The organism is Pseudomonas putida (assembly GCF_028682455.1).
Taxonomy (GTDB): Bacteria; Pseudomonadota; Gammaproteobacteria; order Pseudomonadales; family Pseudomonadaceae; genus Aquipseudomonas; species Aquipseudomonas putida_AA.
Genome location: NZ_JANHLD010000006.1, coordinates 16,834 through 37,616 on the forward strand (window position 1 = coordinate 16,834; position 20,783 = coordinate 37,616).

Annotated in this window: 21 protein-coding genes; 8 read left to right on the forward strand and 13 right to left on the reverse strand. The window is 55.0% G+C overall.

Annotation, left to right across the window (positions count from 1 at the left end; genetic code table 11):
* The first annotated feature begins 7 nt into the window (after nucleotides 1-7).
* From NPS58_RS28800 to NPS58_RS28820, 5 genes are read left to right on the forward strand one after another with little or no spacing between them, the layout of a single operon-like run.
* Complete coding sequence (locus NPS58_RS28800) at nucleotides 8-1,141, forward strand: conjugal transfer protein TrbA (protein WP_121757925.1); 1,134 nt, start codon at nucleotides 8-10, stop codon at nucleotides 1,139-1,141.
* The gene (locus tag NPS58_RS28805; protein ID WP_121757926.1) at nucleotides 1,138-2,118 is read left to right on the forward strand and encodes a DsbC family protein; all 981 of its coding nucleotides are present in this window, start codon (nucleotides 1,138-1,140) and stop codon (nucleotides 2,116-2,118) included. Before NPS58_RS28800 ends, NPS58_RS28805 begins: the two co-directional genes overlap by 4 nt.
* 9 nt (nucleotides 2,119-2,127) lie before the next feature.
* Nucleotides 2,128-3,411: a DNA primase gene (dnaG, locus tag NPS58_RS28810; protein WP_232879609.1), complete on the forward strand. Its 1,284-nt coding sequence runs from the start codon at nucleotides 2,128-2,130 to the stop codon at nucleotides 3,409-3,411.
* 9 nt (nucleotides 3,412-3,420) lie between these two features.
* Nucleotides 3,421-5,661: a hypothetical protein gene (locus NPS58_RS28815; protein ID WP_121757928.1), complete on the forward strand. Its 2,241-nt coding sequence runs from the start codon at nucleotides 3,421-3,423 to the stop codon at nucleotides 5,659-5,661.
* 9 nt (nucleotides 5,662-5,670) lie between these two features.
* A complete protein-coding gene (locus NPS58_RS28820; protein ID WP_121757929.1) occupies nucleotides 5,671-7,044 on the forward strand; it encodes a hypothetical protein in 1,374 nt (457 codons plus the stop codon).
* A gap of 30 nt (nucleotides 7,045-7,074) precedes the next feature.
* Here NPS58_RS28820 and NPS58_RS28825 read toward each other — a convergent pair whose 3' ends face one another.
* Together NPS58_RS28825 and ligD are read right to left on the reverse strand one after the other, a co-directional pair.
* Entirely contained in the window at nucleotides 7,075-7,389 is a 315-nt protein-coding gene (locus NPS58_RS28825) for a hypothetical protein (RefSeq protein ID WP_121757930.1), read from the reverse strand.
* On the reverse strand, nucleotides 7,386-8,342 hold the full coding sequence (gene ligD / locus NPS58_RS28830; RefSeq protein ID WP_162998301.1) for a non-homologous end-joining DNA ligase: 957 nt from the start codon (nucleotides 8,340-8,342) through the stop codon (nucleotides 7,386-7,388). Before ligD ends, NPS58_RS28825 begins: the two co-directional genes overlap by 4 nt.
* Before the next feature lie 195 nt (nucleotides 8,343-8,537).
* Here ligD and NPS58_RS28835 point away from each other — a divergent pair, with 195 nt between their 5' ends.
* A complete protein-coding gene (locus NPS58_RS28835) occupies nucleotides 8,538-9,299 on the forward strand; it encodes a hypothetical protein (protein WP_232879622.1) in 762 nt (253 codons plus the stop codon).
* Between the two features lie 68 nt (nucleotides 9,300-9,367).
* Here the strand turns inward: NPS58_RS28835 and NPS58_RS28840 are convergent, their stop codons facing one another.
* The 3 genes from NPS58_RS28840 to NPS58_RS28850 all read right to left on the reverse strand — a co-directional run bounded on the left by NPS58_RS28840 (nucleotide 9,368) and on the right by NPS58_RS28850 (nucleotide 10,206).
* Nucleotides 9,368-9,622 (reverse strand): hypothetical protein, encoded by a 255-nt coding sequence (locus tag NPS58_RS28840; RefSeq protein ID WP_121757888.1) that lies wholly within the window; start codon nucleotides 9,620-9,622, stop codon nucleotides 9,368-9,370.
* A gap of 75 nt (nucleotides 9,623-9,697) precedes the next feature.
* A complete protein-coding gene (locus NPS58_RS28845) occupies nucleotides 9,698-9,892 on the reverse strand; it encodes a hypothetical protein (RefSeq protein ID WP_121757889.1) in 195 nt (64 codons plus the stop codon).
* 20 nt (nucleotides 9,893-9,912) lie between these two features.
* Nucleotides 9,913-10,206 carry a hypothetical protein gene (locus NPS58_RS28850; RefSeq protein WP_121757890.1) on the reverse strand — a complete coding sequence of 98 codons (294 nt, stop codon included), beginning with the start codon at nucleotides 10,204-10,206 and terminating at the stop codon, nucleotides 9,913-9,915.
* Nucleotides 10,207-10,351: 145 nt separating this feature from the next.
* Here NPS58_RS28850 and NPS58_RS28855 point away from each other — a divergent pair, with 145 nt between their 5' ends.
* Together NPS58_RS28855 and NPS58_RS28860 are read left to right on the forward strand one after the other, a co-directional pair.
* Nucleotides 10,352-10,609 (forward strand): hypothetical protein, encoded by a 258-nt coding sequence (locus NPS58_RS28855; RefSeq protein ID WP_121757891.1) that lies wholly within the window; start codon nucleotides 10,352-10,354, stop codon nucleotides 10,607-10,609.
* Between the two features lie 11 nt (nucleotides 10,610-10,620).
* Nucleotides 10,621-10,860, forward strand: a complete 240-nt coding sequence (locus NPS58_RS28860; protein WP_121757892.1) for a hypothetical protein — start codon at nucleotides 10,621-10,623, stop codon at nucleotides 10,858-10,860.
* Here NPS58_RS28860 and NPS58_RS28865 read toward each other — a convergent pair.
* The 8 genes from NPS58_RS28865 to NPS58_RS28900 all read right to left on the reverse strand — a co-directional run bounded on the left by NPS58_RS28865 (nucleotide 10,857) and on the right by NPS58_RS28900 (nucleotide 20,779).
* Entirely contained in the window at nucleotides 10,857-11,246 is a 390-nt protein-coding gene (locus NPS58_RS28865; protein WP_121757893.1) for a hypothetical protein, read from the reverse strand. The genes NPS58_RS28860 and NPS58_RS28865 overlap by 4 nt on opposite strands.
* Before the next feature lie 47 nt (nucleotides 11,247-11,293).
* Nucleotides 11,294-12,205, reverse strand: a complete 912-nt coding sequence (locus NPS58_RS28870) for a hypothetical protein (RefSeq protein WP_208722306.1) — start codon at nucleotides 12,203-12,205, stop codon at nucleotides 11,294-11,296.
* Between the two features lie 25 nt (nucleotides 12,206-12,230).
* Nucleotides 12,231-13,007, reverse strand: a complete 777-nt coding sequence (locus tag NPS58_RS28875; RefSeq protein ID WP_232879621.1) for a hypothetical protein — start codon at nucleotides 13,005-13,007, stop codon at nucleotides 12,231-12,233.
* 28 nt (nucleotides 13,008-13,035) lie between these two features.
* A complete protein-coding gene (locus tag NPS58_RS28880; protein WP_121757894.1) occupies nucleotides 13,036-13,542 on the reverse strand; it encodes a hypothetical protein in 507 nt (168 codons plus the stop codon).
* A 121-nt stretch (nucleotides 13,543-13,663) separates the two neighbouring features.
* Nucleotides 13,664-15,841, reverse strand: coding sequence for a DotA/TraY family protein (locus tag NPS58_RS28885; protein ID WP_054912963.1), 2,178 nt, complete (start codon nucleotides 15,839-15,841; stop codon nucleotides 13,664-13,666).
* Nucleotides 15,838-16,458: a hypothetical protein gene (locus NPS58_RS28890; protein ID WP_121757895.1), complete on the reverse strand. Its 621-nt coding sequence runs from the start codon at nucleotides 16,456-16,458 to the stop codon at nucleotides 15,838-15,840. The genes NPS58_RS28885 and NPS58_RS28890 overlap by 4 nt, the downstream gene beginning before the upstream one ends.
* Nucleotides 16,458-17,702 (reverse strand): conjugal transfer protein TraW, encoded by a 1,245-nt coding sequence (traW, locus tag NPS58_RS28895; protein WP_121757896.1) that lies wholly within the window; start codon nucleotides 17,700-17,702, stop codon nucleotides 16,458-16,460. The genes NPS58_RS28890 and traW overlap by 1 nt, the downstream gene beginning before the upstream one ends.
* Nucleotides 17,699-20,779, reverse strand: a complete 3,081-nt coding sequence (locus tag NPS58_RS28900; protein WP_232879620.1) for a hypothetical protein — start codon at nucleotides 20,777-20,779, stop codon at nucleotides 17,699-17,701. Before NPS58_RS28900 ends, traW begins: the two co-directional genes overlap by 4 nt.
* Between the last annotated feature and the right edge of the window lie 4 nt (nucleotides 20,780-20,783).

Consider the following 20,783-nt stretch of genomic DNA (forward strand, 5'->3'; position numbering starts at 1 on the left):
AGGAACTATGGCGCGCAATAACCAAGTCGAATCGGACGGCATGTGGGCAGTGTGGCTGCTCATGATCGCAGTTCCTGTGGTATTCGGCTGGATGTGTTGGCACCGTTGGCATGGCACCATTAGCTATTGGGGTTTGAAATGGGCTTGGTACCAATTGGGCGTGTTCGACTGGTCATTTATGCCAGATCAGATTCGCCAATGGCGATACGAAGCGGCCCAACTTGCGATGAACCCCTCGCAAGTAAAATTCGCCGACTTGCTACGCCTACTCAATATTTCAGGCTACTTTTTCATTTTCGTCCCTATCTTGTTGGCACTGCGTGGATTCCGCGCGGCGCATCGCCATCCAGCCAACAAAACTCGCCGCGTTATCACTGTAGAAACACTCCCGTGGGTCATGTCTAACCATTCGCCGGCAATCATTCCATCATTGTATTACGGTGATCCGCATACACTGCTTCTGAATGAAGACCCTCCTGAACACAGAAGTGCGATACACCCAGAAGAATGGGCTTTGCAACATGGCCTCATCGTCAACCGTAGGCTTGATCGCGAGCGTTGCCGGGAATTATTGGTCAAGGACTTGGGCAGTCCTATCAAAAACTTGAATGAGCTGAGTTTTACTGAACGAGCACTATTCGCCGTCTTTGGAGCCCGGCTGTTATCGGATGGTCGCGATATGAAGAAAGCCCAGGAGCTGCTGGACGCTCTCAATCGTTCTTGTCACCACAACACTCACGAAGGGAAAAAAGGCTATCCCGACCTGAGCTTGGCCGAGAATGCCTTCAAGAAATACGCCGCGCACCCAGAGGCTCAAGCCTGGCTGAATAAACACCCCTATCCCAGAACGATGCTGTACGCCATGCATCAACAAGCTAGTAACTTGGGGAAACTGCCATCGTCACAGTTTCGTTGGCTGAAAGGTATGGACCGTCCCTTGTTCTACGCCCTGAATTTAGGAAAGCGTAAAGCTCCGCTTATGGAAGCTGGGGCAGTCTATACGCAAACCCACTGGGAAAGTTTTGCCGATGACACAGGTTATAGGCTAACCGAGCCATTTATCGAAGATGCAATCGACGGGGTTGAAAATTACTTGGCCAAGCTTGGTCTCGTCGACCCGAATACAGGAGATAGCCAATGAAAAACCGAGACAAGATCCGTCAATACGATAACACTCTCCACATTCATTTCGGCTCGACGGGTGAAGAACGGAGCGTCTCGTTGTTGCCGCTGGAGCGCGGGCTGTCGCTGAAGCGAGAGGGTAAGCAGCTCCTCGTGACGAGTGCTTTCGGTGGGAAACTGGAGCAGGTTGTTCTTGAGTCCTTTGGCACCGAACAACTGGCGACAGACGCCTTTGAGGCGCTCCAGGCAGCGATCGTCTCGCATGGGCTGCGCCGGCGCTGGTCCTCCCGGGCCAAGGGCATTGTGAAATGGGGAATCATCCCAGCTTTCGCAGTGATCTTTGCTCTCGGGCTGAACATGTTTGCGGCCAAGCTTACCGGCCTGCAGGCTCCAACCGAGGCCCAGTACGATCCAGGCAACGGCACTCAACCTCCTGCGCCGGTTTTCACACCCCAGCGCCCACAGCCGTTGCAACAGCCCGCGCCTGACCTCGCCAACATCCCAGGGCTGCCCAAGCCGGCAGACCCGAAAGTCGTCAGGGAGGCGATCAAAGCCGGGGTAGCCACGGGCAAGTACTCGGTGAAGCTCTCCGAAGGGGCAAAAGGGACTGTCTACATCTTCTCCGATCCGTCATGCCCCCACTGCCAGAAATTCGAGCCCGAGCTGGAACAGCTCGCCGCGGATCATACCGTTGAAATCTTCCCAGTATCGGTGATCGGTGGCGAGGGCTCTGCCAAGCCAATCGCGCAGATGCTTTGCGCCCCGGTCGAGCAGCGCGCATCAATGTGGAAAGCCATTGCCAAGGGGCGTCCGATTGAAGGGCCGGTTTGCGAGGAAGGTCTTACCCATGTGAGAGCGAACGACCAGGTCTTCCGGAAACTGCAGTTCCTCGGTACTCCAACTGTGATCAACCAACAGGGCGCTCAGACGCCGCTCACTCTACCCAACCAGGCGGCAGCTATTGCCCAGTGGCTGGAACAGACCCAAGCTCAGTAGGAATCGCTCATGGGGAAGTACGTTAGATACAGTGACGAGTTTCTCGATCGAGTCCGTAACGAGGCGGATTTGGTTGGGTTGATCTCGCGTGACATCACACTGAAGAAATCCGGTAAAAACTTCAGTGCCTGCTGTCCGTTCCACAAGGAAAAGACGCCGTCGTTTAGTGTTTCCCCTGAGCGTAATTTCTACCGCTGCTACGGATGTTCCGCTAAGGGTGACGCGATCACGTGGATGATGGATCACCACCACCTCCCCTTCCCTGATGCTGTTGCAGCAGTTGCCGAGTTTTCGGGAATCCAACTTCCAGAGACGAGCCAGGCTACTCCGGATGACCAAGCAAGGAATGCTGAAATGGCAGCCATGTATCGCGCCCTCAAAGACGCCTTGGCGCTCTACATGGGGGGGATACATAGGAATGTGAAAGCGTTTGGTTATCTGACCCAGCAACGCGCACTGACGCCCGACACAATCGAAAAATATGGGTTGGGAACCGTCGGTACGGGTATTGCGGATCTTCTGCTTAAACGGCACGACCGGCAGACCCTGATTGACTGCGGCCTTGTCTGTGAGGCTGAGGATGGCCGGATATTCGACAGATTCCGTAGCCGGATTATGATCCCTATTTACAACCAGGCAAACGCGCTTATTGGGTTTGCAGGGCGGTCTGTAGTCGAGAAACCAGATAGAACGCCTAAATATATTAATTCGCCTGAGACGAAGCTGTTTCGGAAGGGTGAGGAGCTATATGCCTTCCACATTGCTCGGCAATTTATTCGAGCCAGCAAGCATGCAGTAGTGGTTGAAGGGTTTTTTGATGTTATCAGTCTCCACCAGGCTGGCGAACCGCGCGCTGTTGCTCCAATGGGGACGGCTCTAACCAATACGCAAATACGTCGGCTCTTTCAGAATGCTGATACGGTTACCTTCGCCTTCGATGGCGATAAAGCAGGGCGTAATGCAGCATTGAGATCATCTGCAGTTGTTTTAGAAGAAATGCGCGACGGAACAAATGCGCAATTCCTGTTCCTGCCAGAAGGCACTGATCCGGACTGTATTATTCGAGAGCATGGTGTCGACTATTGGAAGGATATGCTGAAACAGGCACAGCCGCTCAGTCAATTCCTCACTGATTTCGTATGTCATCGCCTAGATAACAGCATTCCGGAATCCCAAGTTAAAGCAGCGGAACGAGGTCGAGCCGTAATTGCCCGTATCCACGGTGCTGCACTTTTCAAGAAAGCGCTTAGCTTGCAATTTGAGCGCGCTATTGGCATTTCCTTGAGCGCGTAGGAGACCATAATGGCTATCGATTCTCAACACGAGATCCAAGCGGGACGTTTGTCCAGGGACACCCGGTCAGGCTGGACCCGATTCATGGTCTCGCTTCACCGGCCCAACAACTTTAAGCTTGCGATGCTCGCACTTATTGGACTGATGGTGTATCAACCGGCCGCGTGGCCAGTATGGATACTCGTCATGTGCATGATGGTAATGTCATTCAACGACCAGCGATTTCGAATGCCATTGCGGATGCCTAAAGACATCGGCGGCAAAGATCGAACTGATTATTATGAGGAGCTGGTCGAGCAAAAAACCTTATGGGGCTTATTCAAAAGCTCAAGAACGTTCCGCAAGCTCTTGGCTGCAGGTGGCATTATGTACCTTGGGTATTTGCGAACGCCAAACGCAGAGGGCATTGCTCGAAGCGAGGACGAAGGTCGAGAACTTTGGCTCAATAATTCCGATTGCCGTACGCATATGTGGATTCCAGGAACCACCGGCAGTGGCAAAAGTGAAACTCTCATGGCGTTGTTCTTCAACGCACTTTGCTGGGGATCGGGTGCTTGCTATGCCGACGGCAAAGCAGACTCTAACCTGGCGTTTTGCCTATGGTCGCTCGCCAGGCGCCTTGGCCGTGAAGACGATTTCCTAATTCTCAACTATTTGACGGGGGGTATGGACCCCTTCGACAGCATGGTGGCTCGCGAGAACGGTAAAGAATGGACCCCAGATTTTCGGGCTCAGTCGAACTCGCTGAATCCGTTCGGTGATGGTGCGGCCGACTTTTTGCTGCAGCTCCTGGCGTCGCTGTTGCCAGCGGCCAGTGGCGATGGAGCAAAGTGGCAGGAAAAAGCAATCAACATGGTCGACGCAGTGATCAGGACGCTTTGCTACAAACGAGCCAGGGGCGAAATCGAAATTTCTGTCGCCACTTTCCGCCATTATCTGGCACTCAAGAACCTGGTTGAACTTTACAAAGAGGGTCAACAGGGACTGATACCCGAGACTGCCTATCTTCCGATCAAAGCTTACTTTGAGACAGGCCTTCCTGGTTTCAACCCCGACCTTGTGGACGATCCCTCCAAATGGGATGCCGAAGTATTTAACCAGCATGGCTATTTGACTGGTCAATTCTCCCGAATCTTCTCCATGATGATGGATACCTATTCGCATGTATTCAGCGACAAGCATCCTGAAATCGACATGATGGATGTATTGCTCAACGATAGGCTGCTCGTGGTGATGATCCCGAGCCTGGAGAAATCGGCCTCCGAAGCGGCATCGCTGGGTAAACTCTACATCTCGTCCATCCGCTTGATGATGGCTCAAAACCTCGGCTACAAACTGGAGGGGACGAAAGAGCAGGTGTTGGATACAAAAGCGACCAATGCGCCCAACCCCTACCTCATCATCAGTGATGAGCTGGCGTACTACTTCGCGGCCGGGATCGCTGTAATGTTCGCACAAGCTCGAAGTCTGGGCTTCATGATGGTTGCGGCAGTTCAGGACATGCAAGGTCTGAAACGTGGCGAGGCAGCTGACGAAGCCGCCTCGATGCTGGCCAACACCAAGGTTAAGTGGGTACTCGCACTGGAAGATCCCGAGGACACCTATGACTTCATCCGCAAGGCTGGTGGTGAAGGGTATTACAGTGTCCTGGGTGGGTATGACGAAAGCTCCGGAGCCATGCAATCTTCCTTCCGCGCCCAAGCGGGGGCCAATATTGAAAAGCGCAACAAGATCGAGCTGCCTGACTTGAAAAAGCTCCAAGCGGGCGAAGGCATGGTCATCTTCAAAGATAGCGTCGTGCCGAGCTCTAGCTTCTACATCCCGGATGAGCACAAAAAAACTAGCAAACTATCTGCCCGAATTAACCGGTTCCTTCAAATTGAACGTCCGGAATATTCGAGACTGCCTCATAGCGCAGAGAAGATCAGCACCACTGATCACCATTCGGTTGACTATATTACGGCTCAGCTGCGCAGAGTCGAATCAGCTTACTATCCGAAACTTGATGATCCTATCCTTGATGAGGTCGTATCCACTGCGGCGCACTTGGATGGAATTACCCGATTTGAAGTAACCCCAGAGCAGCGCGGCATCGTATTGTTCCAAGCGGCCCGCAAAGCTGTGCACGCTGCCGAAGCTCAAGGTTTGACTGGGTATTACCATCAGGTACGTGAAGAAGACGAATTTGAGGAGTTGCTTGGTGACGAAGCGGATGATTTAGACATCCCCGAAGAAGCCTTCGACGACTAAGGAGAATATATGTCCACAGCTATCAAATTGGGGAATGACTACTGGAAACTCAAAAAAGACAATGTTGAGTTACCCGTCGTGTGGTCTGAGGATCGCGTATCTAATCATCATGTCGGCGTGGCTGGTACTTCTGGTGCTGGTAAAACGCACTGGATCCGCGAATTCGTGACCAACATGAATGAAGATGTTGAAATTGATATCTTCGATTATCACGGCGACATCGAGATCCCTGGTGCTGAGACCGTCATGTTCAGCGAGTCGTCGCGCTTTGGATTCAACCCGCTCATTCTGAATACTGACCCGCATTATGGCGGTGTCCGTCGGGCAGTGAACGACGTTATCGAGTCAATCAACTCGACATCCAGAAAGCTCGGAGGCAACCAGGAAGGCGTGCTTCGCCACCTCCTTACAGACGCCTATACTGCTCGGGGAATCTTGCCTGGCGACCCGCGCACCTGGGTGCGTCGGGAAGCGACTGAGGATGAAATTCGCCACATCATTCAGACCAAGCAGTGGAATGAGCTTCGCGGAGTCTATCCCACCCTCCCTGATGTGATTCGACTCGCGAAGCGAAAATTGCGATCACTCTGGATGGGCGTCGACGACAGTGGCGATGGGAAGAAAGCCTTGAGTTGCTTTGAGGAATACTGCCGGTGTATGTCGGCAGTGAATAAACGCCGCACGGAGCTCGCAAAGGCAAAAGCACGCGGCGATGATTCCGATATGGAGGTGCAGCAAAAGCGACTCAATGCAGCTAAGGACAAAGCGGAGGAGGCTCACAAGACGTTTCTGAATAATATCGAAACCGGACATGAGTTTGAGGATGCCATCAAGTATCACAGTAAAGACGTTGTGTTGAGCGTAATTACACGCTTGGAGAATTTGCATGCAACCGGTGTATTCAATCCCAATCCTCCTCCCTTTGGTAATGCGAGGGTTCGTCGCTACAACTTGAAACCCTTGGCTCAATCAGAAGACGAACTTAAAATGTTCGTTCGCTTTCGCCTCCGCTCAATCATCCGCGAGATGATGCAGCGGGGTGAGTCAGGTGGGAAACTTCGTCGTTTAGTAGTTCTCGATGAATCAAAAAAATTCAACGATGAAGATGTCAGTAACCCCATAAACATCATCGTTACTGAAATGCGAAAATTCGGTTTGTCGATCCTCCTTGCTGGACAGTCCCCGGCTCATTTCAGCTCTGACTTCATCAAAAATGCCGGCACCTTGCTGCTTTTGAACCTGGCAACTGCAGATTGGGATGAGGCCGCTCGCAAGCTCAAAATCGATGTGAAAGATCTCAAGTACCTTCGCCCCCAAACCAGCGGGGCAGTCCGTATGCTTGAGAAAGGACAAATCGCGCAGTTCAAGCAAATTCATTTCTAAGCTGCCGCCGCCGGCTTGCAGACGCTGAACCTAACCGGTCAGTTGTTGCGCATTGAGGTGACGCCACAGCTCGGCCTCTATGTACTCAGCGTAGCGTTCTGCAAGCTCAGCGCAGCCATTGCGTCCAAGATCCACGGATGTGCCATCCGTATCGAACGCTTGACCAGATACCACCCTGAACTCAAGTTCGTGGTATCCCACGGCATCCCAATCACTTGACCAGGCACCAGGTTGAGGTTCAGCTGTAACCAGGTTTGTGATCTCGCACTGGATCACGCAGGCCTCGGCCTCGATATCCACCTGATACAAACCCACCTCCCAGGACGCCTCAAAACGTCCGCTCATACCGGCTCGCTGTCGCTCTCCAGGCTTATAGCGTCGGCCGGCTTGTCATCGCGTAGCCCGACGAACACCGCGTGCCTGACCTTGCCGGCAGGGGTAATCTCAGCGAACTTCACTTCACACACCTGGTGCGGGGCTAGCCATACAACCCCTGCGCTTTTCATTCGAGGTGGGTCGGCAAGAGAGGGGCGATCCTGCACAAGCGGTGCGAGAGCAACCCGCAGAGCTTCCAGAGTACGCCCGCTGAAGCCAGAACGAACTTTCCCTGCGTAGACCAGCTGGCCATCGTCGTCATGCAGTCCCAGCAATAGCGATCCAATGCCACCTGCAGCGCGTGTGTAACCGGCAATGACGAATTCTTGTCGACTGCCGCACTTAAGCTTCACCCAGGCGCCGTCCCGGGTGCTGCTGTAGCGGCTTCCGTCTCTCTTGCCTACGATGCCTTCAAGGTTCATCCGGCAGGCATTGGCAAGCAGTTGCAAAGGGTCTGCATCCAAGGCTGCGGAGTAGCGGACCCGCTGCAGGGCACAATGCTCGAGCAGAGCCTCGAGAACTTGCCGCCTTAGCTCAACGGCTTCACCCCGAAGATCCGCACCATTGAGGTACATTAAGTCGAAGGCGACGTAGACCAGGTCATCCGTCGCCCTTGTGGCGAACGCCGACTGCAGGGCTTGAAAGGCAGGTCGACCGTCGTCTTCCTGGATCACGACCTCGCCATCAAGCCAGGCTGAATGTACAGCCAGGCGGCGGAGGTCTTTGGCAAGCAGTGGCATGCGATCGGTCCAGTCATGACCGTTCTTGGTGAATAGCTGCACCTGGTCACCATCGATCCGGGCTAACAGACGATACCCGTCGTACTTGATCTCATACCTCCATTCTCCTTCCGGGGGGCGAGTCGTCAGCGTGACCAGGTGTGGAGCGATCCTTGCCGGATTCGGTGCCTTGGGTGGTTGCACGTTCTGCCACCTCGCTATCGGGGACATCCCTTTAGGGTGGAGTGCTGGACTGTCAGAAAGATCACCGCGTCCGCCCAAAGGCCTGTATGAATTCTATGTTGAAGGACTGGTAACATGTTCCTTTTGCCGCACAACTGGGTCGGGCATTTGCTGATCAGATGCGCAGGCGGCATAGAGCAAGTGTTGGAGCATTGAATGGATGCAAGCGTGCCGAAGGTCGTGAATCCGGCTGCGATCGGGAAACCCCGTGACTATGACCACCTGCTGGGCACCATGAAGGATCTCCACCTCTCCCTTCAGGTGGGCACTTCGAGGCATGCTATCAAACGCCGGCGTGAAGCGTACGGGCTGCCGGTTTACACGGTTGCCCAGGCCATTGCCCCTTATACGCATCTTCTGGGCGTGATTTCCGATCGCTCTGTTGCTACTCGATGCGGTGTATCGTCCCACATGGTGAAAAACTACCGGGAGTCGCAAGGAATCTTGCCGGTGTTCAGGCCCAAGCCGCGGGAGCAGAGGTTACCCATTGGACACCCCCTGAGGCCCTACAAGTCACTATTCGGCTTCGTTAGCGACCAGGACATAGCTCGAGTGTCTGGTGTGCACCTGGACGCCGTGCAGAAAGCGAGAGAGTCTTTGGGGTTTGCACCTGTTGCGCCGCTGCTGCAGCCCAGTGAGGTCGTCCCTCTGCAGGACAGCCATGGCCCCTTGCTGGGCTACGAATCCCTTCTGCACTGCATGTCGATCGCCAAGATCAGCCGCATCGTGGGTGTGCCCTACAGCGTCATTGAGAAGCGTAGGGACTTTCTGGGTGTGAAGCCTTACGAGCGGGTCTCCCGAGCAGCAAGGTATGACCACCTCCTCGGTGTTATTCCCCATTCGTTATTGGCCAAACTTGCTGGAGTATCAGCCACACGAATTCAGGATCTCTATAGGGCAAAGAAGCTTGCTACCTGACTTTGCGCCGCTTTGAGCAGCCCGCGCTTGGTGTCGGCAGTGACACTAGGCTGGAGAAGGTTACAATTTCAAACGCCAAGCGTTTCCCTGCGCGTCTCGGCCATTGAGCCAATCAGCAGATTGAGAGCCGAAGCTTCCTCGGTACTTATCAGCGTAGGGTGAAGCTCGCGCACACTGTCATACAGCGCTGAACGCTGCTCTATCACCGCCATATAGTCGGGTGCCTGGCCCAGCGTCGCGATAGCCTCATGGAGCTTGACCAGATCCGCCAGACGAGAGCGCTCAAAGCTGTCAGGCGCGGCGGGATGATTATTGGATTGCATACGAATTCCTGTGAGGTATTCAGGGCGACGATAAGTCATTTGGACGGGTTCAGCCCGCGCAAGGCGGGCTAATGGTCACATATCGTCAATGAGTATCTTCACACATTCAATGTCCGGCTGCTGGAGGCGGTGGTAGCGCACAAAGTGAAAGCTCCCGTCTTCTTCATCGAGCTGGGCCAATTCATCCTCGTTGAAAGACCATCGTTGGCCGCCGTGTTCAAATTCCTGCCACCCATCGTTACCAGACTGACTGGTTGTCTGGTTAGTCATGCTCCCTCTCCTCTGGCTCGTTAAGACTTGCAGCTCGTGTGTGCAATCAACCAACCATGGGGAGCCTGTGAATCAGCAGGAGCCGGGACCATCTCGTAGGTGCACACATGTCCACCCGGCGCGGTCGCCACCACTGTCGCTGCCAGCGCTGATTGCTGCAGGACTTGAATGTCCACCGCTGACTCTGCCACGTCATAGAACTGGGCGGTGAGGTTCGCTGCAACAGGAGCTGGTCCCTGTTCCTCAGCTGCCACGCTGACTGTTGCTACTAGCAACAGTCCTAACCCCGCATTTACACCGACTGCTCGTTTCATACCGCTCTCCTTCCGTGAGTGTTGATGCCAATTGGTTCTAGGGATTTTTCATTTCTGGCTGACAAGCCATGCGACAGTGGTTATTATAAGTACGTACGTACGTATTTTCAACCCGGGGCGGCTACCCCATCTCTAGGAGCAATATATGGAACTCAAAATCTCGTGCAGTAATGTTTCTCAAGCCCTGGCTGAGTTGAAGCCTGGTGAATCGTTGGTTGTGCCGTGCAATGGCAAAACCACCCAATCCACTCAGTCGAGCATTGGCTCGATGCTTGCCCGCCGACAGCTGGCCAGCTCGATGTACAGTCAAAGCAAAGCTCTGATTGTGCGGGACGAGCTGTCCCTTCCAATTCCGGTGATCATCGTTACCCGGCGCGCTGCAGAAATTGCCGGCGCAGCGTGAGGAGGGGAATCATGAATACTCATCGTTGCGTTTTATTGCAGGGCGTTCAGGACATCAAGAACGCGTATGCGCATCTGCTTCAGGCTCGCTCTGACCAGGCTTGCCAATCCAGCGCGTTGATCATGGTCGACGGTGTGGTCTGTACAGTCCCGCTGGGTCAAGGCCTCATCGACATCGACCGAGCGGAGCCAGTGCAAGCCAGGGGCACGACCGTCTGCCACAGCTCGGCCTGCCCCTTCATCATCCTTTAATTGGAAGGCGCCCCAGGAGGCGCCTTATACCTTGCCATCGGGTGCCGATTCAGAACGACCATACCCAATGGGTGTACGTTAAATTCTAGGTAACTCGACTCGTAATCAACTTTGGTAGCACCGTCGAAAACCGAATCAGCCAACCAAGCCGCCATCGCGGCTTGAATGGCATGCCGGTTGATCGCCTGCTCATCGTTCTCTTCGATAGCTTTCACCATCTCGCCGGCCCAGAATGGGACAGCGCTCTGCGCGAAGGCCTTGCCCTTTTCTTGAATCATTGCGCGTTTTGACTCTGCGACAGCTACCAACCCGTTCAGGTCGATTTCAGTCTGGAAAAGAGCCGTTTCCTGTTGTTCGGTGTTGAAAAACTTGAATTGAAGAATCACACGCTTGCTCCAAATGAACGAGAGGGCCGCGGCCCTCTCATGGATGTTTAAGCCGGCCGCGGCGCCCGGGGTTTCGGTGCAGGTGGTGCTTCCTTCCAGTGGATACCGTGCTCGGCCTGGCGTTGTCTGATCATCTCAGAGTGCCTCACCACCCCCACCGTCTTGTCGATGCTTTTGCCTGCTTCTTCGAAGCTATGGAACACCCCATGAGGCTTACGCTCGCCGTCGACTGGCTTACCAGGAATGCCGGTGCTGTACGGAATGTGCGTGGAGGTACGCACCTGAAAGACTTCGAATTTATCGCCGGGGCCTTCGGTGTTGTGAAATACGTCAAGGCGTTTCCCGTGAACAAGTCGGCCAGGCTCCCCGCGATCATTGAGCTTCGATGGCTCAGATGTGTGATCGAACTCCCGAGACTTGAAGATCGTGGTACCAGCAATGACGCGCTCGCGTAGGCGCTCGTCGCCTTCTGCAGGTGCTGCAGGCATCTTCTCTACATTGAACACTCGGTTCAGGCTTTGATCACGAAAGGGGGCTTCGGATTCATGGCCCTGGTGCTGAGCCAATTTGGCCACCAGTTGACGAGCTATGTGCAGGCTTTCGATGTCCTTAGGCTGCGCCTCGATCGCGGCGATGACCTCCTTGTACTCGCTGCCCGTCAGGCGATGCCGTTTCTGTTCAGCAATGTCCTGCAGGACGCCTTGCCATTCTTGGATCGAGTTCGCACTCATCGAAGTCTCCTTGCCTTGTAAAATCCCGGTCGAGGGCGACGTAGAGTGCGGCGGCACTCGGCATCCCTTTCGGTTTTGAATTTCTTCATCGCTTGGGCGATTGGCCTGATCGAACGAGAACGACCCGTCGTCGTAGCGCTCGAGGTAGCCCCACGTGCAGTCTTTGTCACTTTGCCCGGGTTTGGGCGGTTGAGCCCACCACGGCTCGCGAGTCACAAGTTGCTTCATAGGCCACCTCCTTCGCTTTAGATCGTCACATGGTGAAGTTCGCCATAACCTGATTGGTTTGTTGGTTGACCAGGTCGATCGAGCCGCGCACGACCTGACCTACTGCGGTGTTACCATCGGCTTCGGGGATGTACAGATACAAAGTGCCTCGCAGGTCAAGGCTGCCTTTGGCCCTGGCTTCCTCGATGACTCGTGCCTGTGCTGCGTCTTTGACTTCCAAGCTGCATGGGAACGCCGATGGCTTAACTTGCAGGTTCATTCCTTGGGCATTACGAACCGGATTGGCCCAGCAGTACTGCCCATAGCTGGCCAGGGGGAAAGAATGCGTGCTGAAATCGTATGGACCGACCGAAATGTTCTGCATGCTCAGTACGCTCGATACCCCAAAACCAGAAATCGGCAGCGAGTAGTAGTCATTCGCGGCATAGGTTTTCAGCGATGCCTCGAAGGCAGGCCACTGTGCCGCTTCGATGTCCTTGCGCTTGAACGAGTCGTTGGTGGCCAGGTAGTCGGGGGACAGGTAGCCCATCTTGTCTTCCGTCGTGGCACCAGGGGCCTTTGCCAGCACCAGGTAGGTCAGTGGCTGGCCATTGTTTTGAGCCAGGTCCTGGTATTGGTTGAGCGGGACAGAAGTGTCGATCACCTGTGCTGGTTTTGCCGGTTCCACAGGCTGGGTCTGCTCACTCTGGCCTTGCTTAGGCGTAGGTACAGGAGCAGATGCAGGTGCGGACGGTTCCTTGTCATTGCATCCATTCAGGAGGCCCATGACAACGCATGCGGCGGCAGTCATTTTCAGGTTCATAAAACATCAATTCCTTTGAATTTCGTGGTCAGCCGAACAGAGAGTGCATATCCGACTTCCAGGCACCAAACTGGTTCGCCTTGATGCGTACCCCGATCTCATGCAAGTTCGGCACGCGGGTCACCAATTTGAACAGCAGGTGTGGGCTCTTATCGGGTACCAGCTCCCAGCTGGACACCTGATCGAAATCAATCACCGTTGCGCTGTTCAGATTGACGTCGACGTACAAGGCCTTCTTCGCGGCGGCATCGAAGCCGACATAGCGGTTGAACATTACCGAGACAGCTTCGTGGCTGGGTTTGAAGCCCGTCAGCTTGACCTTCTCGACCATGCGATCGAGGCGCGATTTGAAGTAGCGTGGAGCTACCGCGAACAGCAGGTAGCCGATCCCGAAATAAACCAGCGCGATGGCCATGATCCCCAGCGATACCTCGGTATCCCTGGAGAACTGGGCACAGGCAACCAGGAATACGGCTATCACTGGCAACAGACCGAGCCAGTAAAAAGGACGAAGGACCCACCAGATAATATTCATATCGATCCCCTCAAAAGTCCGTATGAGATACACAATACGGAATTAGGTTAGGTTCATTCTACCATGACCCATTGACAGGTCAATGCTCAATTGATAAGGGGCCCGAAGGCCCCCGATTTGATCATCCCTTGATCCCATCGCCTCCCTTATTGACCTTGTTATCGCCCCCGGCTCCGCCCTTGGGCATCAAGTGCTCGAGGCGGCTGCCGAAGATGTTCATTGCGTTGCGCATTCTTTCGTTGTCCTCACGGCCAACCGATGCTGCAGCGTGACCACCGACCCAGTTAATGACCTGGTCGGGAACGATCAAGATCAGGTTGAAGCAGCTGTGAACCAAGGTCAAACACATGCCGCAGTAGATAGCCAAGAAGAAGATGATCGAGAACAACCCGGTCACGGAATCGAACTGTGCGTTGGCCAGGGCGATCCCAAAGCCTTGATTGAGCAATGTGCCCCCTGCGATGAGCGCAGCCCCGCCTAGGAAGAAACCGACAACCATCAGCGCAGGACGGATCATCACGTTCAGCAGGAAAATATAGCCATGGGAGGTTTTGTGGCCCATGCCCTCCCCTTCGCTGCCCAAATGCGTGAAGGCCCACAGCGGTGCTGCAATGATCGCCTCGCCAACCACCACTAACCAATTGACAGCTGCGCCGAACCAGATGATGAACGGGACCATGGGAAGATAGGTGGAGAGCGTACCGCCCAGGATAAACATCGCCAGAACGAGGCCGATGATGAAAGGCGATACCCCTTCAAGGACACCGCTCAAAGCATCACCCACCGATGTAACCGCGTTTGCCACCTTGGCGAATACGCCGGCGACGCTCCACCCATCTTTCACCTTCTCGATGGCCTTAGCAGTCACGTAAGCGCCCATGGCGGTCTCGGCCGCAACCATCGTGTAGTCGCCCAGGTTCTTCATTTTGATCAGCGGATTGAGCTGGCCCAGGCCTTCGCCGCCAGCATTGACATCGATCAGGTAGTTCACAATTCGCTGACCAGGCGCAGCAAACATACTGCCGATAATGTTGCCGGCATCCGCACCCACAACCCCTTTGGAATAGTCGCCACTGGTACTGGTGCCAGCGGTAGGCGTGTAGGACGTTGTTTCCTGCTGGGCCTTGTAGGCCGCGTAGGCTTCGTCATACACGGATACGACTGAAGGGTCGCCACTGGTCGACATGCCGAACACGGTTGCTTTGGCTGCCATGGCGTCAGAAAGCTTGGTGTTGGCTTGAGCGAATGTCTGGTACCACGCACCGAGTACCCACCACCCTGATTTACTGATATTCGAGCTGAGCTCTTGAGCAAGCCGCTTGATATCGCCCTGTTTGGTACCGGCCACCTTGTTGACCGAGTTTTCGTAGGTTTGTGCAGCGATCTGGATGGCGTATTCGCTATCGGGCAACGCTGTTTTTGAACCATTTGCACGCTGCACGGAGGCATTTACAAATGACTGGGCGGACTGGCTCAAGGAGGCCTGCATCGCCTTCAGGGCATCCAGGTGCGCCTTCCTAATGTCGGCGACATCGATGGTGCCACTGATGACGTTGGTGGAGGCTGGTTGTGCTGTGAGATCGCCGCTGATGTCCGCTCCCCCGCAGACAAAGCTGTTGTTCTTGAGGATGAAACCCTTGTTCGTCGCGGTCTGCTGGATGTAGCCACCTGGGATGACAAGTCCACCGCTTGCTTGGGCTTGAGCGATGCCGGCGTTGATGCCGTGCAAGCAGAGATTCGCTTCATAAACGCTGTGCGCCAGAGCGGCCGTAGACGGCATGACTGGCTGCACGACCATCGATTGGCCATCTTCAAAACTGGAGATCGCAGCATCGACGCCCAGGTTGGCCACTCCAACACCCATTACTGATGCCGACCACAGCATCAACAGCTGCGAGAGCGACCATCCGTTGGCAGTCGGAACCAACGAGACGACACCCCACACGAGTCGCACCGGCCCCCACGACGAGGATTGCTGACGGTCGAAGATAGAGCCATCGTGGGCAGTGCGCGTCAGCTTCCGGAATACGATATAGCAAGCCCACATCGCACCCACAACAAGTAAAGCGCTGTTGAATACCTGGAAGATGTTCGCGAGGATCGTGTCGCCACTTCCGCCGGCCGCGGCTAATGGGTTGTTCACGACCTGGCCATAGATGGATACAAGTGCCTCACGCGATTTATCGCCACTGCGTTTGGCCGCTTCCGAAATCTCGCCCAGTGTGGTGCTGTCAGCCCAAGCGAGAGTGCTGCAGAGCATGGCAGTAAGCGCTGCAAGCGCTTTGTGTTGAGTCCTCATGGCCGGCCTCCTTTCAAGTGACCGTATTCCGGATCAAGTAGCTGCCAGAACCAATTCCGGTTTTCCCGGAAAAAGTCCTTCAAGCCACCCTTCTCAGCTTTTGAAAGGCGCTGCGTTTTGAGCTGCCAGAGGCGAAGCTGCGCACTCAGCGCCATCGCAAAGAGCAGCGGCATTGCCGTTGCGATCGAGAGCAAGCCCTGGATTACACCCTTCGACGAGTCGAAATGAACCCCTAGCAGGATGCCGAGAGCCGCGAAGAGTCCAAGGACTAGAGCAGCCAGTTGGCAGGCGCGCTTGCGTGATAGGAAGTAGCGATAGAGCTCGGGAATGGACATTGATCCAGGCTTGCGGCTGTTCATCGCCTCGCTGAACGACTGCTGTTCATCATCGGCCTTCTCGCGGCGGTCGCGAAGCGTCTCTTTAGCTTCAGCCGAAAGCTGCCGAATGATCCCCAAATGTTCCTTGGACCTGGCTACTTCGTTCTTTGCCAACCGATACGTTTGACGCATGGCCCAGAATGGAAGCACCACGTGCAGTCCGATGGATAGCCCTCGACGTACCTTGGAGGGCTGCGGTTGGTCATCAGACTTGGAAGGTTTTTGTTGCTCGTCACTCATCAGTTGGTACCCCCCATGCGACCATTTACTGCACGGTACTTTTCGCCCAGTACAGGCTCGAATTCCTGTCGTGCGGAGCTGGCCAGGTTCAGGCCGTTGATGATGTTCCCGCGCGTCACATCGTTGCGCAGCTCGAGGAGCAACCAATTGGTCTGCGCTTGGACACGGATCTGCTCTCGCACCAGGTTATCGCCAGTCATGTTCTGCAGGTCGGCCTGGTACTCAGTGTTTGCGTAACGGCGCCCGACTTCGAAGTACTCAAATTCGCGAGCCGACATTGTCCCTGTGCGTTTAGCTTCTGCAGAAGCGATCTTCTGGTAATAGGATTCAGCTGATTTTGAGGTGCGCGCTTCTTTCAGCAGATCCTTCGTTGAGTCCAGAGGCTGGCTTGCGGCGATCATTTGGTCTTGAGGATCGGTCGCAGCAGATATGATTGAGTTGTACTGGTTCATCAAACCGATGTACTGGACACCTGCGTCAGACTCGGCTTGCCCCTTCTTGAGTTGAGGAGCCACTGAACGTCTTGCGGAGTTTTGCGTATACATCCTGGCTGCGTCGGTTTGTGCCTGTGTAAATGTGAGGTCCTGATCCTTTCCATCCTTGCCGGCACCGATCGTCAGCGAGTCCAGACGCTTGTCGGCCCCGGGCATCGTTGTCGAAACGGCTGGGCAGGCAGTGGCACCACCATATGCAGCGTAATCGTCAGTATCGCAGTAGTCCGCATGGATGCTCGCTGAGCGCATCGCATCGATCGAAGGGGGCTGTGCGGGGGCAGTCAGAGCTTGGTTGATTTTAGTGCTGGCAGCTTTGCCCCCTCCCCCTGAGCGGATGGATGCTTTTACAGCAGCAACCCCCGCTCTAACCTCGTTAAAGCCGCCTGAGCCGGATTCGCTGCAGATCGAGTTAGGCACGTAGTAATTTTGGCGGGCATTCTCATACCGACGGCTGCGCTCCTGATTGGCATCGAACTCCCGTTGCACCCGAGCTGCAGTCTCAATGGTGTTAGCTACTTTGCTAGCCCCTTGCGTGGTCGCGGTCCCCACTTGGTAAAGCAGCTGACTAACCGACAGGTTCATTGCGCTCACTGACGCTGTAGTAGCGGCGATTGCCCCAGTCAATGTAACTGTTGAGGTACCGATCGCCCCAACGACACAGCCGTCGCAGAGCGCGTACGCAGGGGTAGAGCCAGCGGACCCGACCAGTAATGCTATGGCCAGAGGAGTAATGCGGAAAATGTTCTTCATACGTGTTCTCCTCGGTGGCTTCGGTCGGTGTAGTACTCGGTTACCAGATCCTCTGCCAATTGCTTCACGACGCTCAGCTTGGTGTTGGATTGGGACGAGTATTCGAGTGCCTCGATGTAAGTTTTGGCGGTGCCCAGCGGGAAGCGCTTGGCGAGGACCTGGCGAGCAGCCATAGGACCAATTCGCTTGTACAACTCGGTTCGCAGCGCCGTATCTTGCTGAGTGGTGGACATTGCCCAGAGCTCGAGAGGACCAGTTGTGTTGGTCAGAATCTGGGTGATCGTGCCTTGGTTCGTCTTAAACAGAGCGAGCATGTTGGCACCGTTGCGCCCTGGGCCCGTGCACTGCAGGTGCAGCTGCTGGATCGTTTCGTGAGATACCTTGAAGGTCTCCCGCAGCACGTTTTCGTCATCCACGTTGCCGCCGCGCAACACGTAGACCGATGTGGCTGCATTGAGCAAGGGGAGCGGGAAATCTCGCAGATACTGCGAAATCACCATAATTCGGATACCCCACTTCCGGCCTTCACGGCCGTCCTTCACCAGCGTTTGCACTGGGGTATCCATGCCTTCGGTGTTGTGCCATTCGTCATAGGCAATGGTCTTCTGCTGCGAAGCCACATCCTCGGCACGTTTCAGGTGATAGTCGAGGTACAGCGGGGGAGCTACGAGACGGATATCCTCCTCGCGGAGGAAGTAGTTCTTCGCCCCCAAGTGGCGGGCGAACATGTACATGCAGGAGGTTTTAATCGACCCCTCAGGTGTTTTCGATCCGATAACGTCGTTGAGATCCACCGAAATAACTCGCGTCGTCGAATCGACTTCAAATCGGGTGCGCCCGGAAAATACGGCGTAGGTTGTCGATGCCAAAGTGAAGCAACGGCTCATGTATTTCAGCAGCGGTTCGCCCGCGGCGGTTTTGATTTCACCAAAGGTCTGCCGCACGCCTTCGTTGTTCAGCATCGCCGTGAAGTCGGGTAGGACGGGGGTCGCTTGGCGGTGAGCTAAGGTCGATTCACGCACATAACCAGCAGCGAATAGCATGTCAGTCACTTCGTACCAGGTTGCAGCGCTCCACCACTTCTCGTCATGCTCAGCGCTGATGCCCGACTCGGCTAGCACTTTGTCAACAGCGGGCACCACATCCGGCTCATACTGATTCGCACCTCGACCCGCTTTGTCGTCATACACGAGGGTCATGAGCATTTCGTTCACTGCAGCACAGTCGGAAGGCGTGCGGGCTTTGGCCCCGCCTTGACCATCAGTGGCGACGCTGGCACAGAGCAAGTTCAAGAAGTCGACGCAGTATTCGCGTTCGCGGCGAGTGGGCTGACGCGCCCCCAGCTGGGGGTCAAATGGGTTCGATGCGAAATCGCGGCTGTTCTGCAGTCTGAGATATGCAGCTTCAGACTTACGATGATCTGGCAGCGAATCCTGGATCATCTGGATCAAACCTGAGGACGATGGACCAACATCCACAATCGTCAGCAAGGGGAGCTGGGTAGCACCTGGACGATGAAGAGTCGCGTTGTGCATGCAGTTAGCTGCAACCGACTTACCCGAGCCCGGGATGCCTGAAACAAGCTCGATCCAGGTATCCTGAATCGAGCTACCAAGACCAATGGGATAAATCTTCCCGTCTGGTGTTCGTGTGATCCACGAGCCATTATCGGGCCACGGGGTTGCCGGCCGCTGCAGCGGCAACATGTTCATGGCTTCCTTGAGGGGAGGAAGAAGTCGGTTAGCGGTATTTTTGGTGGTAAAGCCGGGGATGGAGGAAGCAAGTGCGGCCATGGGATCGCCATGCGTTTTTTGAACTTGGCAGGTACCCCAGGACTGAATGGCTTTTTCCAGTCGAGAAAGTCGAGTCTCTAGGTCAGCCTTCGTGGTACTCCAGGAAGAAGCCATGACCTTCATAGACATCACGGCTTCATCCTTCGCAATGGTCTCCAGCATTTTGAAGGAATCACGAATAGGCCTGTTGTCTGGAAGAACCCCGACGAAACCAACCATCAATCGGCGGGCGCGCATCATCGAAAGACCGCCTGGTGCGATATCGAATCGAATCCTCCACGGATCCTTCTTGCCAACGGCCGAAAAGAGTTTGGTGAAGTGCACAACGTCTTGTGGACCAAGCTCCATCGCAAGCGAGCCGTGCCACAGGCTGTCCGTTTTGACGTAATTGCCTACGGGCTCCACATCGTTGCTGCAGATCTGATAGCTAAGCCGTGGCGGAACAAGTTCCGAGAAATCCTTTGCATCGGTAGCCCCGCGAAACATAAAGCGATCACCCACGATCTGGGGCCGGAATTTCTGGGAAGTACCTTCGCGGTTCAACATGATCCTGATGCGCTTAGCCGCCTCGTGGGCGCTTAGGGGCTTCATCATGATGCCTTTCTTACCCTCGACCCCGCACGAGATGAAGTCATCCATGAGTCGCTCAATCATCGTGTCATGCCGATATTTGAGAGCGGCAAGGGCAAATGCAGGGTTCTGCCCGTAAACCAGTCGCGGGAGCTTGTGTTTTGATGCCTTCTTGCTCAGCTCGCCGAGCTCGCGATCCTGCTCCTCATTACTCAACGAAGTCAGGTGCGTGTACACAACCAACAGGTTCTGTTCCCAAGCACAGTGCGGAGCGTTGCGCTTCACGCGGTCAAGGATGATGTCCTCGCTTTTCAAGCCGATGCGCCGCGCAGTGTTCAGTAGCGGTTCGGCCAGGCGCATCAACTCATCGGTGGCCCGTTCCGGATCACGCTCGAAGCTGAACGTGAGGCTATGCCCTTTCTCGCGCATATAGCCAGTCATTCGGACACGCAAGGACTCCAGCATCTCTGAAAACTCAGCTTCTGAGAGCATCTGGTAGGTACCTTGGAGATCGAATACTGTCAGTAGCGAGTAATCACTATTGACCAAGGTGTAGGGATCTTTGAGATCCGGGGATTTCTCGATATCGGCATCGGTCAACCCCACAGCAGTGGCCAGTTCGCAGTAACTGGTCATGTCTTTGTGAATGAAGTGTTTTGCGAGGTACTCCAAGGTACCTTCAAGTGCATCCACGCACTTATCGAGAAGTCCCATGCTG